General features: G+C 74.6%; 16 protein-coding genes. All 16 read left to right on the forward strand.

The window, feature by feature from the left end:
- Nucleotides 1–235 precede the first annotated feature (235 nt).
- The 16 genes from ACVMYR_RS17230 to ACVMYR_RS17305 all read left to right on the forward strand — a co-directional run bounded on the left by ACVMYR_RS17230 (nucleotide 236) and on the right by ACVMYR_RS17305 (nucleotide 15,035).
- Entirely contained in the window at nucleotides 236–1,642 is a 1,407-nt protein-coding gene (locus ACVMYR_RS17230; protein ID WP_457122302.1) for an FtsW/RodA/SpoVE family cell cycle protein, read from the forward strand.
- Complete coding sequence (murG, locus tag ACVMYR_RS17235; protein WP_043967301.1) at nucleotides 1,642–2,748, forward strand: undecaprenyldiphospho-muramoylpentapeptide beta-N-acetylglucosaminyltransferase; 1,107 nt, start codon at nucleotides 1,642–1,644, stop codon at nucleotides 2,746–2,748. The genes ACVMYR_RS17230 and murG overlap by 1 nt, the downstream gene beginning before the upstream one ends.
- Before the next feature lie 34 nt (nucleotides 2,749–2,782).
- Nucleotides 2,783–4,249: a UDP-N-acetylmuramate--L-alanine ligase gene (murC, locus tag ACVMYR_RS17240; protein ID WP_077939056.1), complete on the forward strand. Its 1,467-nt coding sequence runs from the start codon at nucleotides 2,783–2,785 to the stop codon at nucleotides 4,247–4,249.
- Nucleotides 4,246–5,064 carry a cell division protein FtsQ/DivIB gene (locus tag ACVMYR_RS17245; protein WP_077939057.1) on the forward strand — a complete coding sequence of 273 codons (819 nt, stop codon included), beginning with the start codon at nucleotides 4,246–4,248 and terminating at the stop codon, nucleotides 5,062–5,064. The genes murC and ACVMYR_RS17245 overlap by 4 nt, the downstream gene beginning before the upstream one ends.
- A 296-nt stretch (nucleotides 5,065–5,360) precedes the next feature.
- Nucleotides 5,361–6,473 (forward strand): cell division protein FtsZ, encoded by a 1,113-nt coding sequence (gene ftsZ / locus ACVMYR_RS17250; protein WP_077939058.1) that lies wholly within the window; start codon nucleotides 5,361–5,363, stop codon nucleotides 6,471–6,473.
- A 9-nt stretch (nucleotides 6,474–6,482) separates the two neighbouring features.
- Nucleotides 6,483–7,244 (forward strand): YggS family pyridoxal phosphate-dependent enzyme, encoded by a 762-nt coding sequence (locus tag ACVMYR_RS17255; protein ID WP_457122211.1) that lies wholly within the window; start codon nucleotides 6,483–6,485, stop codon nucleotides 7,242–7,244.
- Nucleotides 7,245–7,434: 190 nt separating this feature from the next.
- Entirely contained in the window at nucleotides 7,435–8,157 is a 723-nt protein-coding gene (locus ACVMYR_RS17260; RefSeq protein ID WP_043967310.1) for a cell division protein SepF, read from the forward strand.
- Nucleotides 8,158–8,186: 29 nt separating this feature from the next.
- Nucleotides 8,187–8,486, forward strand: a complete 300-nt coding sequence (locus tag ACVMYR_RS17265; RefSeq protein ID WP_043967312.1) for a YggT family protein — start codon at nucleotides 8,187–8,189, stop codon at nucleotides 8,484–8,486.
- Nucleotides 8,487–8,541: 55 nt separating this feature from the next.
- On the forward strand, nucleotides 8,542–9,345 hold the full coding sequence (locus ACVMYR_RS17270; RefSeq protein WP_043967314.1) for a DivIVA domain-containing protein: 804 nt from the start codon (nucleotides 8,542–8,544) through the stop codon (nucleotides 9,343–9,345).
- Between the two features lie 73 nt (nucleotides 9,346–9,418).
- Nucleotides 9,419–10,036, forward strand: a complete 618-nt coding sequence (locus ACVMYR_RS17275; protein WP_457122212.1) for a hypothetical protein — start codon at nucleotides 9,419–9,421, stop codon at nucleotides 10,034–10,036.
- A 6-nt stretch (nucleotides 10,037–10,042) separates the two neighbouring features.
- Nucleotides 10,043–10,342, forward strand: coding sequence for a DUF167 domain-containing protein (locus ACVMYR_RS17280; RefSeq protein WP_457122213.1), 300 nt, complete (start codon nucleotides 10,043–10,045; stop codon nucleotides 10,340–10,342).
- Between the two features lie 22 nt (nucleotides 10,343–10,364).
- Nucleotides 10,365–11,870, forward strand: a complete 1,506-nt coding sequence (locus ACVMYR_RS17285; RefSeq protein WP_077939062.1) for a potassium/proton antiporter — start codon at nucleotides 10,365–10,367, stop codon at nucleotides 11,868–11,870.
- A 223-nt stretch (nucleotides 11,871–12,093) separates the two neighbouring features.
- Nucleotides 12,094–12,513 carry a TraR/DksA family transcriptional regulator gene (locus ACVMYR_RS17290; protein WP_043969309.1) on the forward strand — a complete coding sequence of 140 codons (420 nt, stop codon included), beginning with the start codon at nucleotides 12,094–12,096 and terminating at the stop codon, nucleotides 12,511–12,513.
- Nucleotides 12,514–12,575: 62 nt separating this feature from the next.
- Nucleotides 12,576–13,184, forward strand: coding sequence for a signal peptidase II (lspA, locus tag ACVMYR_RS17295; protein WP_043967322.1), 609 nt, complete (start codon nucleotides 12,576–12,578; stop codon nucleotides 13,182–13,184).
- The gene (locus tag ACVMYR_RS17300; protein WP_077939063.1) at nucleotides 13,181–14,125 is read left to right on the forward strand and encodes an RluA family pseudouridine synthase; all 945 of its coding nucleotides are present in this window, start codon (nucleotides 13,181–13,183) and stop codon (nucleotides 14,123–14,125) included. The genes lspA and ACVMYR_RS17300 overlap by 4 nt, the downstream gene beginning before the upstream one ends.
- A 4-nt stretch (nucleotides 14,126–14,129) precedes the next feature.
- Entirely contained in the window at nucleotides 14,130–15,035 is a 906-nt protein-coding gene (locus ACVMYR_RS17305; RefSeq protein ID WP_457122214.1) for a hypothetical protein, read from the forward strand.
- Nucleotides 15,036–15,043 lie beyond the last annotated feature (8 nt).

Genomic DNA, 15,043 nt, shown 5'->3' on the forward strand with positions numbered 1-15,043 from the left:
GCCCCTGCTATGCAGAATGCGTTAACAGGGGGCCCTTCCTTTCGCCCGGCGACACGCCGACCACGGCGTTCGGCCGGAACGGGCCGCTCGCATTCGCGATGATGGGCGGGTGGGGGAGGACCGAGGCACCAGCGCGACAACGACCGACACGTCCGGACGACGCGGCCCGGGGGGCGGCCGGGGGGTCGACCCGCCGGCCGCCGCGCCGGGTTTCGGCCTGGACGCCGCCGGCGGGCTGGCCGCGCTGCGCGGCCTGCTGGCCCGGCCCCTGGCCTCCTACTATCTGCTGATCTCCAGCGCCGGCCTGCTGCTGGTCATCGGCCTGACCATGGTCTTCTCGGCCACCAGCGTGAAGAACTACGCCGAGGAGGGCAACGCCTTCGCCGACGCCACCCAGCAGGCGATCTTCGCGGTGATCGGGGTGGTGGCGTTCTGGGTGTGTCAGCGGCTGCCGGCGAGCACCTACCGGTCGGTGGCCGGCACGGCGCTCGGCGTCGCCGTGGTGCTGCTGCTGGTGCTCAACCTGCTGCTCGCGCTCAACTCGTTCTTCGGGGTGAAGCGGGTGGGGCCGCTGGAGGCCAACCTGCTGTGGCTGTTCGTCGGCGGCGTCCAGCTCCAGCCCTCCGAGCTGGCGAAGTTCGCGCTGGTGCTGTGGGGGGCCGACGTGCTGGCCCGCAAGGGCGCCCGGCTCGGCTGGTGGAAGGAGCTGGCCACCCCGCTGTTCCCCGTGGTAGCGCTGCTGTTCGTGCTGGTCGGCTACAACGACGTCGGCACGATGCTCTGCCTGCTTGCCCTCGTCGTCGGCCTGCTCTGGGCGGCCGGCGTGCGCACCAAGGTCTTCGCCGTGCTGTCGGTGATCGGGCTGGTCGGCATCGGGCTGCTCGTCGCCGCCGCCTCGCTGGGCGCGGGTTCGGGGGCGAAGGGGCAGGAGAACTACCGGCTGGCCCGGCTCACCACCTTCGTCAACCCGCCGCCGCCGCAGGAGTGCTTCGCCGAGCAGTGCTACCAGGTCGCCCAGGCCCGCAACGCCATCGAACACGGCGGCTGGTTCGGCGTCGGGCTGGGCAAGAGCAGCTTCAAGTTCGGCTGGCTGCCCGAGGCGCACAACGACTTCATCTTCGCCGTGCTGGCCGAGGAGTTGGGCGTGGTCGGCTGCGTCGTGCTGATCACCCTGTTCGCGGTGCTCGGCTACACCGGGCTGCGCATCGCCCGGCGGGTGGAGGATCCGTTCCGTCGGCTCGCCGCCGCCGGGGCCACCACCTGGCTGGTCGGGCAGGCGATCATCAACATCGGCGGGGTGACCGGCCTGATGCCGCTGACCGGCGTGCCGCTGCCGTTCATCTCCGACGGCGGAAGCGCCCTGGTGGTGACCATGGCGGCGATCGGGATGCTCGCCTCGTTCGCCCGCTGCGAACCCGACGCGGCCCGAGCCCTGCATGCCCGTCCGCCCGCCCGGTGGGTCCGACTACTCTGGGCCCCGTTGCCGCCGCTTCCCGGCCGGCGCCGTCGTCCGGCGCCGCCACCGGCGGACCGTGGGTCCGTACCCCGGTCGCGGGCGCGGCGCGAGGACGACCAGGCCGCATCCCGTGGCACCCGGCCGGACCGGGCCCGGGGTGGGACGGCGAGCGAGAGGAGACGCTGATGGGTCCGCTGCGTTCGGTGGTGCTCTGCGGAGGAGGCACGGGTGGCCACATCTACCCGCTGCTCGCCTTCGCCGACTGCCTGCGCCGACACGACCCGGGCGTCCGGATCACCTGCCTCGGCACACCCAAGGGCCTGGAGAACGAGCTGATCCCGCCGGCCGGCTACGACCTGCGGCAGATCCCGGCCTACCAGCTGCCCCGGTCGGTCAACATGAGCCTGGTCCGCACCCCGGACCGGATGTGGAAGGCGGCCCGCGCGGCGGGCAAGGTGATCGACGAGGTCCGGGCCGACGTGGTCGTCGGCTTCGGCGGGTACGTCTCCGTGCCCGGCTACCTGGCCGCGTGGCGGCGCGAGCTGCCGATCGTCATCCACGAGGTGAACGTGCCGCCGGGGGTGGCCAACCGGCTCGGCATGAAGTTCACGAGCAACGTCGCGGTGGGCTTCCCGCACCAGCCGGCGCAGGCCGAGGCGCTGCGCGACGCCCGGGTGGTCGGGGTGCCGCTGCGCCGGGGCATCGCCGGGCTGGACCGGGCCGCCAACGCGGCCGCCGCCCGCGCCCACTTCGGACTCCGGCCGGACCTGCCGGTCCTCTTCGTCGCCGGCGGCTCGCAGGGCGCCCGGTCGATCAACCTCGCCGTCGCGGGCGCGGCCAAGGAGCTGGCCCGGCACGGCGTGCAGGTGCTGCACGTGATGGGCGCCCGCAACGAGCCGGTGCCGATCCCCAGTGACCTGCCGGTGCCGTACGTGACGCTGCCGTACCTGTCCCAGATGGAGATCGGCTACGCCGCCGCCGACCTGATGCTCGGCCGGGGCGGGGCGATGACCTGCGCCGAGGTCGCCGCGATCGGGCTGCCCACCGTCTACGTGCCGTACCCGCACAGCAACCAGGAGCAGAAGCGCAACGCGCTGCCCGTGGTGGAGGCCGGCGGCGGGCTGCTCGTGGACGACGCCGAGCTGACCCCGGCCTGGGTGGAGCGCACGATCATCCCGCTGATCCGTGACCCGCACCGGCTCGCCGCGATGGGCGCCGCAGCGGCGGCGTACGGGCGGCGCGACGGCGACGAGGCGCTGCTGAACTTCGTCTACGAGGCGGTGGCCCGATGAGGGGCCGGGCCGTCGCGACCGGAAGGTTCCCGTCATGAACACCGCGCAGTTCACCCCGGCCGGCACGCTGACCGCCGAGGACCTGGGCCGGATCCACCTCATCGGCGTCGGCGGCGTCGGCATGAGCGGGTTGGCCCGGCTCTTCCTCACCCGGGGCCTGCCGGTCTCCGGCAGCGAGCTGCGGGAGTGGCCGTCGCTGGCCGGGATGCGGGCGCTGGGCGGGACCATCCACATGACCCACGAGCCGTCCAACCTCGACGGCGTCGACACGGTCGTCTACTCCTCGGCGATCCCGCAGGACCACGTGGAGATGGTGGAGGCGCGGCGGCGCGGGCTGCGGGTGCTGCACCGCTCCGAGGCGCTCGCGGCGGCGATGACCGGCCGGCGCACGGTGGCGATCGCCGGCACCCACGGCAAGACCACCACCACCTCGATGGTGACGATGGTGCTGCAGCAGGCCGGCGCCGATCCGTCCTTCGTGATCGGTGGGGAGATCTCCGAGGTCGGCTCCGGGGCGCACCACGGCACGGGCGAGCACTTCGTGGTCGAGGCGGACGAGAGCGACCGCTCGTTCCTCATCTACCGCCCGTACGTCTCGGTGATCACCAACATCGAGGCCGACCACCTCAACACGTACGGGGACCTGGCCACGCTGGAGGCGGCGTTCGCCGAGTTCGCCCGGCTCACCGACCCCGACGGGTTCATCGTCACCTGCGCCGACGACCCGGGCGGGCGGCGGCTGGCGCAGACGCTGCGGGCCGAGGGCCGTCGGGTGCACACGTACGGCGAGGCGGCCGACGCCGACCTGCGGCTGAGCGACGTCGTCTCCTCCGCGCAGGGGGTGCGCTACCTCGCCGAGATCGACGGGCGGTCGCTGGGCGAGTTCCGGCTGCCGGTGCCCGGGCGGCACATGGGGCTCAACAGCGCGTCGGCGGTGCTCACCGCGTACCTGCTGGGGTTGCCCGTCGAGGCGGCGGAGGCCGCGCTCGCGGCGTTCCCCGGGGTGCGGCGGCGCTTCGAGCGCAAGGGCGTCGCCGACGGCGTGCTGGTCTACGACGAGTACGCCTACCACCCGACCTCGATGACGCTGGCGATGCGGACGCTGCGCGAGGTGGCCGGCGAGGGGCGGCTGATCGTGGTGTTCCAGCCCTACCGGCTCTACCGCACCCGCGACCTGCAGGCGGAGATCGCCGCCGCGCTCGGCCTCGCCGACGAGCTGGTCCTGCTGGAGGTCTTCGGCCCCGGCGAGCTGCGTCAGCCGGGGGAGGGCTCGGCGGCGCTGGTGGAGGCGGTGCCGCTGCCGGCCGACCGGAAGGTCTTCGTCGGCTCCTGGGAGGACGCGCCGGTCGAGGTGGCCCGCCGGGCGCGCCCGGGCGACGTGGTGGTGACGATGGGCGCCCCGCCGATCTCGCTGATGGGCGACGAGCTGCTGGCGGCCCTGTCGGCCCGCGCCGGTGACGCCGCCGGCGGTGCGGGCGGCTCGGCGGCCACCGCCGGATGAGCCCCGGTCCGGCGCGCGGCCGCACGGCCGGCGCGGACCCGGGTGGCGGCCGGCGGGGGCCGGTGCGGCGCTGGCAGCTGGTGCGGGCCGGCTCGGACGCGGTGCCGCCGTCGACCCGGCGGTTCATGGCCCGGGCCCGGCAGCGCCGGATGCGCGCGGCGCTGCCCTGGGCGGTGACCGCCGGGGTGCTGGCCGTGGCCGCGCTGGTGGCCTGGACGGTGCTCGGCACCGGGCTGCTCGGCGTGCGTGAGGTGCGGGTGGAGGGCGCCGAGCTGGTCACCGCCGTGGAGGTCCGCGAGGCCGCCGCCGTGCCGGACGACCAGCCGCTGGCGCGGGTCGACCTGGCCGCCGTCGCCCGGCGGATCGGCACCCTCGCCCCCGTGCAGCGGGCGACGGTCACCCGGGACTGGCCGGACGCGCTGGTGGTGCGGGTGGTGGAGCGCACCCCGGCGGCGGTGGTGCCGCAGGGCGAGCGGTTCGCCGTGGTCGACGGGTCCGGGGTGGTCTTCCGGTCGCTGCCCCGGCAGCCGGAGGGCCTGCCGGTGGTGCGGGTCGGCCAGCCGGGTCCGGCGGATCCGGGCACCCTGGCCGGGCTGGAGGTGCTGGGCGCGCTGACCCCGGAGCTGCGCGGGCAGCTGGTGGAGGTCGGCGTCGAGGGGCTGGCCCGGATCAGCCTGCGGCTGCGCGGCGACCGGACCGTCGTCTGGGGCGACGCCACCCGGGGGGCGGACAAGGCCCGGGTCGCCACGGCCCTGCTCGGTCGGAAGGCCGACACGATCGACGTGAGCGCGCCGGACGTGGTCACCTTCAAGTGACCGGCCGGTCAGCGGCCCGCCCGTGGTGGCGCCGGGTGGCGCGGGTCGGTCGGTGGCGTGGGCCGGAAGATGAGGCGTGGCCCTCTCCGGCGGCGACACGCCGGGCGGGTCCTTGGCTCCGGGCGTGGGGCCGCTTACGTTGCCCCGAAGAGGATCAGTAGTTGACATAACAGTAAGCCTCTAGTAGAGGGTGAGGGTTCACCTCTCGCCTCGTTGGGGGCCCGGCCGTGTCGGCGCTGGTCTGGCCAAGCCGTGTGGGGTCGGCCCATGCCAATCTCGAAGGGAAAGGACCGGAGATGACACCTCCGCACAACTACCTGGCGGTCATCAAGGTCGTCGGCATCGGGGGCGGCGGCGTCAACGCCGTCAACCGGATGATCGAGGTTGGGCTCAAGGGCGTCGAGTTCATCGCGATCAACACCGACGCGCAGGCGCTGCTGATGAGCGACGCCGACGTCAAGCTGGACGTGGGGCGCGAGCTGACCCGGGGGCTCGGCGCGGGCGCCAACCCCGACGTCGGCAAGAACGCCGCGGAGGACCACCGCGACGAGATCGAGGAGGTGCTCAAGGGCGCCGACATGGTCTTCGTGACCTGCGGCGAGGGCGGCGGCACCGGCACCGGCGGCGCGCCGGTGGTGGCCAACATCGCCCGCAAGCTCGGCGCGCTGACCATCGGCGTGGTCACCCGGCCGTTCTCGTTCGAGGGCAAGCGCCGCCAGGTGCAGGCCGAGGCGGGGATAGACGAGCTGCGTAACCAGTGCGACACGTTGATCGTCATCCCCAACGACCGGCTGCTGGCGCTCGGCGACCGCAACATCAGCATGATGGACGCGTTCCGCACGGCCGACCAGGTGCTCCTCTCCGGTGTCCAGGGCATCACGGACCTGATCACCACCCCGGGTCTGATCAACCTGGACTTCGCCGACGTCAAGAGCGTGATGAGCGGCGCGGGCAGCGCGCTCATGGGCATCGGCAGCGCCCGGGGCGAGAACCGCGCGGTCGAGGCGGCGGAGGCGGCCATCTCCAGCCCGCTGCTGGAGCAGAGCATGGACGGCGCGCGCGGCGTGCTGCTCTCCATCGCCGGCGGCTCCGACCTCGGCCTGTTCGAGATCAACGACGCGGCGCAGCTGGTCACCGACGCGGCCCACCCGGACGCCAACATCATCTTCGGCGCGGTCATCGACGACGCCCTCGGCGACGAGGTGCGGGTCACCGTGATCGCCGCCGGGTTCGACGGCGGGACGCCGGCGTACAAGCCCGAGCCGAGCCGCAAGAGCAACCAGAACCAGCCGGCCCAGCCGACCACGCCGTCGCCGCCCCCGGCCACGATGCCGGCGCCCTCGCAGTCGCCGCGGCGGGTGCTCTTCGACGACGTGGACGTGCCGGACTTCCTCAAGAACGGATCCTGACGGCCGGAGATGACCGACGTGAACCCGACGGTGCGCCCGGACCCGGGCCACCCCGACCGCCGGGCCGAGCTGGCGGCCGGGCTGGCCCGGGTCCGGTCCCGCATCGCGGACGCCTGCGCGGCGGCGGGGCGGGACCGCGCCGAGGTGACCATGGTCGCGGTGACCAAGACCTATCCGGCCTCCGACGTGCTGGCCCTGGCCGGGCTCGGCGTGGTCGACATGGGGGAGAACCGGGACCAGGAGGCCGCCGGCAAGGCCGCCGAGGTGGCCGCCGCCGGGGCGACGCCCCGCTGGCACTTCATCGGGCAGTTGCAGCGCAACAAGTGCCGGTCGGTGGTCCGCTACGCCGACGTCGTCCAGTCGGTCGACAGCGTCCGGCTGGCCCGGGCGCTCGACGGCGCGGCCCAGGCGGGCCGGGCCCGGCCCGTCGACGTGCTGGTGCAGGTCAGCATCGACGCCGACCCGGACCGGGGCGGGGCGCTGCCGGGCTCGGCCGACGCGGACGTCGGGCTCGGCCCGGTGGCCGAGGCGGTGGCCGGCGCGGCGGGGCTGCGGCTGGCCGGGCTGATGGCGGTGGCGCCGCTGGGCTGGGAGCCGCAGCGGGCGTTCGCCCGGCTCGCGGAGGTGGCGCAGGCGTTCCGCGCGGCCCATCCGGAGGCGGTTGTGCTCTCCGCCGGGATGAGCGGGGACCTGGAGGCGGCGATCCGACACGGCGCGACACATGTCCGCGTCGGCAGCGCGTTGCTCGGAATGCGTTCCACGCTGCGGTAGCCTGACCCGCGAGAGAAGCAAATTACATCAGTGTTGTTTCAGGAGCGGCGTCCCGTCGTCAGGGGGCGCGGCCCACGACCGCGAATCGTGGGCCGGGGATTGCTGTTCCGGTCCGGTGGGCAGGTTGTCCACTCGCGAGAAGCGACACGGCACGGGGGCGCGTGCCGCACGGCGGACGGAAGGGCGCGGGATGGGTGCACTGCGCAAGGCGGGGGTCTGGCTCGGTCTGGTCGAGGAGGACGACGAGCGGGCGTACGACGACGGTGGCTACGAAAAGGGTGGCTACCGGGAGTCGTCGCGCTACCGGCAGGGCCGGTACGCCGAGGAGTTCGCCGACGACGACGATGACGATGCCGACGAGCCGCCGGCGCCGCGGCCCCGGGCCGGCGAGCGGGGTCGGCTGACCGAGCGCTCCGCCACCCGTCCGCTGGACTCCGACCGGGACCGGGCGGACTCCGACCGGCCGGAGCGCGCCGAGCGGGTCGAGCGACCCGACCGGTCCAGCGTCCGGTCGATCACCCGCAGCTCCGGCGGGGAGGGCTCCGGCGCGCTCACCTACCACACGCGGGACAACCTCGCCCTGGCCCCGCAGGCCCAGCCGAGGGAGCGGGTGGCCCCGGTGGAGGAGGAGCAGCGTTACCAGATCACCACGCTGCACCCCACCACCTACCGCGAGGCCCGCACGATCGGGGAGCACTTCCGCGACGGCGTCCCGGTGATCATCAACCTCACCGAGATGGACGAGGCCGATGCCCGCCGGTTGGTCGACTTCGCCGCCGGGCTGGCCTTCGGGCTGCGCGGTACGATCGAGCGCGTGACCAACCGGGTGTTCCTGCTCTCACCGGCCAACGTCCAGGTCACCGCGGAGGACAAGGCCAAGATCGCTGAGGGTGGGTTCTTCAGCCTGAGTTAGCCCCGCCCGACCGAGGGACGTCGCCTGCTGTGTTGTCGATCCTGCTGCAAGTGCTGTACCTGATTCTGTATGTCTTCCTGATCATTCTTCTGGCCCGGTTTGTCCTCAGCGCGGTCCTCGCCTACGGGCGCCGCTGGCAGCCCGGCCGGGGAGCGACGGTGGGGCTGGAATCCGTGTGGAGCGTCACTGATCCGCCTCTCAAGGCGTTGAGGCGTGTGATCCCTCCGCTGCGAATTGGTACCGTGAGCATCGACCTGGCCTCCCTTGTGCTCCTGGTTATCCTGTTCGTGCTGATGGAGTTCGTGTTGAAGCGGCTGATCCTCGGGTGATGAAGACCCGCAGGTCCAGCCCGCTACGCGGCCGCAACTGACCCGAGGAGTTTCGATGCCGCTGACCCCGGCCGACGTCCACAACGTCGCCTTCAAAAAGCCGCCGATCGGCAAGCGGGGGTACGACGAGGAGGAGGTCGACGCCTTCCTGGACGAGGTCGAGCGTGAGCTTGCCCGTCTGATCGAGGAGAACAACGAGCTGCGCGCCCAGGTGGAGCGCGGCGGTCGCGGCGGTGCCCCCGCCGGTCCGGGCGGTGACGCCCGGCTCGCCGCGGAGCTCAACGACGTCAAGGCCCAGCTCGACCGGGTGCAGCGCGACAAGGTGGCCGCCGAGCAGGCCGCCCGGGCGATGCAGGCCGAGCTGGAGCAGGTCCGCGCCCAGGGTGGCCCGGCCGTGGCCGGCGACGGCGAGCAGCAGGCGCTGCGGGTGCTGATGATGGCCCAGCGCACCGCCGACGACCACGTCTCCGACGCCCGCCGCGAGGCCGACCAGCTGCTCTCCGAGGCCCGGTCCAAGGCCGAGGAGGTCACCCGCGAGGCGCGCGCCAAGGCTGACGCCCTGGAGCGCGACGCCCGCCAGCGGCACCAGGAGGCCATGGGCGGCCTCGACGCCAAGCGCACCGCGCTGCAGAAGCACATCGAGGAGCTCAAGCAGTTCGAGCGGGAGTACCGCACGCGGCTCAAGGCCTACCTGGAGAGCCAGCTGCGCGACCTCGACGGCCGTGGTCAGGGCCTGGAGGCCGAGATGACCCGGGCCGAGGGCGGCCGGGCCGTCGGGGGCAGCAACGGCCTCGCGGCTGCCGGCCTCGCCGGCTCGTACGGTGGCGGGCGCTCCGGCGCGCTGGAGTCCGGCCGCTGATCTTCGGTGCGGCGGCCGTCGTGGGGACGGCCGCCGACCGTGCCACCTGCATCCGACGCGGCGGGGGTGAGCCGTGATAGTCGCAAGCCTGTTGCTCATCCTCGTCGCGGTCGTGCTCCTGGTGGTCGGCCTCACCGGTGGCTCCAGCGTGCTGCTGGCCGCGTCCATCGCGGCCAGCCTGCTGGCCGCCGTCGCGTTGGTGGTGGGTGCCCGCCAGGCGGCCGCCACCCGGGCGGCAGCCGCGCGGGTCGACCCCGACCCGTCCGGGGAGCACCTGCCTCCGGCGGGCCGCGTCCCGTGGGACGCGGCCGAGCCCCCGCCCGGGCCGGACATTCCGGCCCAACGCGTTTCGTCCACGATCGGCGCCGACGACCCCGGGTGGCGGCAACCGCCCGGGTCGCCGGCCGCCGGGGCGGACCCGCCCGCCGACGCGGCGGGCGAGACCGCCACGCCCCTCGACGAGCCGCCCGCGCTGCGGGTGTCCCCGGCCGACGCGGCGCTGGTCGCCGAGCTCGACGCGGAGGTCCAGGTGGTGGACGGCCGGCCCCGCTACCACCTGTCCGACTGCCCCCACCTCTACGGCCGGGAGGCCGAGCCGCTGCCGGTGGCCGAGGCGGTGCGGCTCGGGTTCACCCCGTGCGCCCGCTGCGCCCCGGACGATGCCCTCCTCGCCGACGCCCGGCCGCTCTGACGCCCGATGGACGACATGCTCACCGTCGCCGTGCGGGTCAAGCCGGGTGCCTCCCGTGCCCGCGTCGGCGGCCGGCACGACGGCCCGCTCGGGCCGGCACTGGTGATCGCCGTGAACGCCCCGCCGGTCGACGGCCGGGCGACCGAGGCGGCCCGCCGGGCCCTCGCCGACGCGCTCGGCGTCCGGCCGGCGGCCGTCGCGCTGCGGGCCGGGGCGGCGAGCCGGGACAAGCTCTTCGCGGTCGAGCGCCCGACGCCGGAGCTGACGGAGACGCTGCGCCGACTGCGCGACGGGGCCGGCCGGTGACGGCTGGCCGCACCGGGCCGGCATGACGCCCGGGTTCGATCTCGCACTGCTGCTCGGCGCCGGGGTGTTGCTGGTGGCGGTCGGCGCGGTCCGCTTCTCGACCCGCCTCGGCGTGCCCAGCCTCCTGGTCTATCTGGCCCTCGGGGTGGCCATCGGCGAGTCCGGGCTGGGCATCCGCTTCGACGACGTCGACCTGACCCGCACCCTCGGCTTCTGCGCCCTGATCGTGATCATCGCCGAGGGCGGGCTGACCGCCCGGTGGAGCACCCTGCGCCCGGTGCTGGGCCTCGCCTCGGCGCTGTCCACCGTCGGCGTGGTGGTGAGCATCCTGGTGGTCGGCCTGGCGGTGCACCTGCTGCTCGGGCTGGACTGGCGGCTGGCGATGCTCTACGGTGCGGTGCTCTCGTCCACCGACGCCGCCGCCGTCTTCGCCACCCTGCGCCGGCTGCGTCTGCCACCCCGGCTGGTCGCCACCCTGGAGGCCGAGTCGGGGATGAACGACGCCCCGGTGGTGCTGCTGGTGGTGCTGCTGTCCCGCTCGGCCACCGAGGCCGGTCACCCCTGGTGGTACGAGGTGCTGCTGCTCGGTTACGAGCTGGGCGTGGGCGCGGCCGTCGGGGTGGGCGCGGGGCTGGCCGGCCGGGCGGCGCTGCGCCGGGCGGCGCTGCCCTCGGCGGGGCTGTACCCGATCGCGGTGGTCGGCTTCACGGTGCTCGCGTACGCCGCCGGTGCGGTGCTGCACGCGTCGGGCTTCCTCGCCGTGTACGTGGCGGGAGTGCTGCTGGGCAACGCCCGGCTGCCGCACCGGCAGGCGATCCTCGGCTTCGCCGACGGGCTGGCCTGGCTGGCCCAGATCGGCCTGTTCGTGCTGCTCGGGCTGCTGGTCTCGCCGGGCCGGCTGGAGGCGGCGGTGCTGCCGGCGGTGGTCGCCGGGCTGGCGCTGCTGCTGCTGGCCCGGCCGCTGTCGGTGGCGGTGTCGGCCACCCCGTTCCGCGTCGGCCCGCGCGAGCAGGCGTTCCTGTCCTGGGCGGGGCTGCGCGGGGCGGTGCCGATCGTGCTGGCGACCATCCCGCTGTCGCAGCGGGTGCCGGGGGCGGAGCAGCTCTTCGACGCGGTCTTCGTGCTGGTGGTGATCTTCACTGTGCTCCAGGCGGGCACGCTCGCCCCGGCCGCGCGCCGGCTGCGGGTCACCGCGCCCGCCGAGCCGGCGGAGATCCGGGTGGAGACCGCGCCGCTGGAGCGGATGCGGGCCGACCTGCTCCAGTTGGAGGTGCCGCCGGGCTCGCGGCTGGGCGGGGTGCACGTGGACGAGCTTCGGCTGCCGGTGGGCGCGTCGGTGACGCTGGTGCTGCGCGACGGGGTGGGCTTCGTGCCCGGCCCGGACACGCGGCTGAAGGCGGGCGACAGCCTGCTGATCGTGGCCACCGCCGGGGTGCGGGACGCCGCCGAGCGGCGGCTGCGGGCGGTGAGCCGCCGGGGCCGCCTGGCGCGGTGGTTTGGCGAGTACGGCGACGACCGCGACGACTGATCTGCTAGCGTTCCTTTTGCCCATTTGAGGGCTTTTCGGGGCGGATTAGCGGTGCGGCGGTGCGGCACGTTGTCGGACGCCTGTACGTTCCGTATTCTTGCCAACCTCCGGAGTGCGCGGCGGTCCTCGCTGCGCGCCCGTTTTGTTACCTGGGGGCGCCAGGCCGGTGACCCCTGTCCAGAGGCCGTGGCATGCCGCGGTCCCGTGGCGCGAGGGAGTGACGATGGTGAAGCCAGCCGACACCAGGACCGCCGGGCGCAAGCCGGTGGCCAGGACCACCCGCAGCGCCGCGGAGACCGAGAAGATCCGGGCGGCGCTGGCGGCCCGCCGCGACGAGCTGAGCGCCGAGTACGATCAGACGTTGAGCGAGATCACCGAGCTGCAGCGCGACCGGCTGACCGACTCGGCCGGGGACGACCAGGCCGACACCGGCACCAAGACGTTCGAGCGGGAGCAGGAGATCTCACTCGCCAACAGCATCCGGGAACGGATCACGCAGGTCGAGCGGGCCCTGGAGCGGCTCGACGAGGGCGGCTACGGCTGGTGCGAGAAGTGCGGCGACCCGATCCCGGTGGAGCGGCTCGCCGCCTTCCCGTCGGCGACCCTCTGCGTGAAGTGCAAGCAGCTGGAGGAGCGGCGCTGACCTCGCTCCCCGGCCGGTCAGGGCGGTGAGCGATCACCGCCGGGAGCGTCGATGGGGAGCAGATGACGGCTACACCGCCCGCCGGAACCGAGACCGGCACCGCCGAGCCGGGCGGAGGCAGGGCCCGACGCCGGGCGATCGTGCTCCTCGCCGGCGTCGGCCTGTTCGCCTTCCTGGCCGACCTGCTCACCAAGCACCTCGCGTTGCAGGCGCTCAGCGACCGGGAGCCGGTGAAGCTGCTCGGGGGCGCGGTCTACCTCAGCCTCACCCGCAACAGCGGGGCGGCGTGGAGCATCGGCAGCGACCACACCTGGGTCTTCCCGCTGATCACCATCGCGGTGATCGGCTGGATCGGCTGGATGGCGCTGCGGCTGCGTTCGGTGCCGTGGGCGGTCTCGCTCGGCCTGGTGCTGGGCGGGGCGCTGGGCAACCTGGCCGACCGGATCTTCCGCGCACCCGGCCACTTCGTCGGGCACGTGGTCGACATGATCAGCCTCTTCGACCCGTACGGGCAGGTGTGGCCGGTGTTCAACCTGGCCGACAGCGCGCTGGTCTGCGGCGTGGTGCTCGCCGTGTTCCTGGAGCTGACGGGCCGCCAGCGTGACGGTTCCCGGCTCGGCCGGGACAAGCCGGCCGCCGAGGTCCCGGTCGAGCAGGGGGAGCGGGCGTGACGGCCGCGTTCGCCGCCGGCGGCGACCACCGTTCCCTGCCGGTCCCCGACGGCCTGGACGGCATGCGGCTCGACCAGGCGGTGTCCCGGCTGTTCGGGCTCTCCCGCACCGCCGCCGCGAACCTGGTCGACGGCGGGGACGCGCTGGTCGACGGCGTCGTGCGGCCGAACTCGCACAAGGTCAAGGCCGGCTCCTGGCTGGAGGTGACGCTGCCCGCCCCGGTCGCCCCGCCGACCGTCGTGCCGCAGGCGGTGCCCGGCCTCACCGTCGTGTACGCCGACGACGACATCGTGGTCGTGGACAAGCCGGTCGGCGTCGCCGCCCACCCCAGCCCCGGCTGGACCGGGCCGACCGTGATCGGCGGGCTGGCCGGGATCGGGCACCGCATCTCCACCAGCGGCGCGGCCGAGCGGCAGGGCGTGGTGCACCGGCTCGACGTGGGCACCACCGGGATCATGGTGGTGGCCAAGAGCGAGCAGGCGTACACGGCGCTGAAGCGGGCCTTCAAGTACCGCGAGGTGGAGAAGCGTTACCACGCCGTGGTGCAGGGGCACCCGGACCCGTCGCGCGGCACCATCGACGCCCCGATCGACCGGCACCCGCACCACGACTACCGGTGGGCGGTGGTCTCCGGCGGCAAGCCGAGCATCACCCACTACGACACGCTGGAGGCGTTCCCGTCGGCGAGCCTGCTCGACGTCCGGCTGGAGACGGGGCGCACCCACCAGATCCGGGTGCACTTCTCCTCGCTGCGCCACCCCTGCGTCGGTGACGTCACCTACGGCGCGGACCCGACCCTGTCGGCCCGGCTCGGGTTGGCGCGGCAGTGGCTGCACGCCCGGTCGCTGAGCTTCCAGCACCCCCGCACGGGCGACGAGGTGACCTTCGTGAGCGACTATCCCGACGACCTGGACCGGGCGCTGCGGGTCCTCCGCGACTGACCCGGTGACCAGCCGAGACCCCGGTCGGCCGGGCGGCCGCGCGGCCCGACGCCGGCCCCGCGCGCTCACCGTCGCCGCGCTGCTGTCGGTGGCGGCGGTGCTGGTCGCGGCCGGCTGGGTCGGCCGCCACGACCGGCCGGTGGGCGACCGCACGGTGGGCGAGGTGACCCGGGTCGGGGTGCCGCCCGGCGGGTCGGTCCCCGAGTACCTGCGCGCCGCCGCCGCCGAGCTCACGGCCCTGCCGTCGGATGGGTCGCCGTCGGGCACGTACGCGCTGGTGTCGTTCGCGGACTACCTCGCGCCGGACCGGCTGGCCGACACGCTCGCCGGGGTCGCGGTGGCCGAGGTGGTGGCGCGGGCGCCGCTGCCCGGCCGGCAGACCGAGATCGTCCGGCTGTCGGCCCAGCGGCTCCCGCAGGACGTGGTGGTGGGGATGGCCGGCATGGCGGGGCGCAAGGACCGCGAGGCCGCCGACCAGCGGGCCCGGGCCGCCGCCGCCGACGACGCCGAGCTGCGCCGGGCGTACGAGACCGGGGCGCTGGTCGCGGCGGGCGAGGCGGCGGCGTACCGGGCGGGGTGCGCCTGCGCCTACGCCGCCGTCGTGCGGGCCGCGCCGGACGCGCTGCGCGCCCTGGCCGCCCGGCCCGGGGTCCGCGCCGTCGACCCGGCCCCGGAGCTGCGCCGGCTGGACCGGACGGTGGTGACCCCGCCGCTGCCCGAGCAGCGCGACGTGGCCCGTCCGCCGGCCGACGCCGGCCCGACGCCGCTGGTGGGCGAAACGTCGGAAGCGGCACCGACGGCGACGGGTTCCTCACCGAACGTCGACCGGGTCGGACCCGCCGCGACCCCGTCCGGCGTCGCGACCTCCCCGGACGCGTCCGTGGGCAGCCGAACGGTGGTGGAGAAGTGACAAAGCCG

It is taken from the genome of Micromonospora sp. PTRAS2, assembly GCF_054052245.1.

Coding starts and splice junctions, on each gene's coding strand:
- murG (WP_043967301.1), top strand. CDS start 1,642: ATGGGTCCGCTGCGTTCGGTGGTGCTCTGCGGAGGAGGCACGGGTGGC.
- murC (WP_077939056.1), top strand. CDS start 2,783: ATGAACACCGCGCAGTTCACCCCGGCCGGCACGCTGACCGCCGAGGAC.
- ACVMYR_RS17245 (WP_077939057.1), top strand. CDS start 4,246: ATGAGCCCCGGTCCGGCGCGCGGCCGCACGGCCGGCGCGGACCCGGGT.
- ftsZ (WP_077939058.1), top strand. CDS start 5,361: ATGACACCTCCGCACAACTACCTGGCGGTCATCAAGGTCGTCGGCATC.
- ACVMYR_RS17255 (WP_457122211.1), top strand. CDS start 6,483: ATGACCGACGTGAACCCGACGGTGCGCCCGGACCCGGGCCACCCCGAC.
- ACVMYR_RS17260 (WP_043967310.1), top strand. CDS start 7,435: ATGGGTGCACTGCGCAAGGCGGGGGTCTGGCTCGGTCTGGTCGAGGAG.
- ACVMYR_RS17270 (WP_043967314.1), top strand. CDS start 8,542: ATGCCGCTGACCCCGGCCGACGTCCACAACGTCGCCTTCAAAAAGCCG.
- ACVMYR_RS17280 (WP_457122213.1), top strand. CDS start 10,043: ATGGACGACATGCTCACCGTCGCCGTGCGGGTCAAGCCGGGTGCCTCC.
- ACVMYR_RS17285 (WP_077939062.1), top strand. CDS start 10,365: ATGACGCCCGGGTTCGATCTCGCACTGCTGCTCGGCGCCGGGGTGTTG.
- ACVMYR_RS17290 (WP_043969309.1), top strand. CDS start 12,094: ATGGTGAAGCCAGCCGACACCAGGACCGCCGGGCGCAAGCCGGTGGCC.
- lspA (WP_043967322.1), top strand. CDS start 12,576: ATGACGGCTACACCGCCCGCCGGAACCGAGACCGGCACCGCCGAGCCG.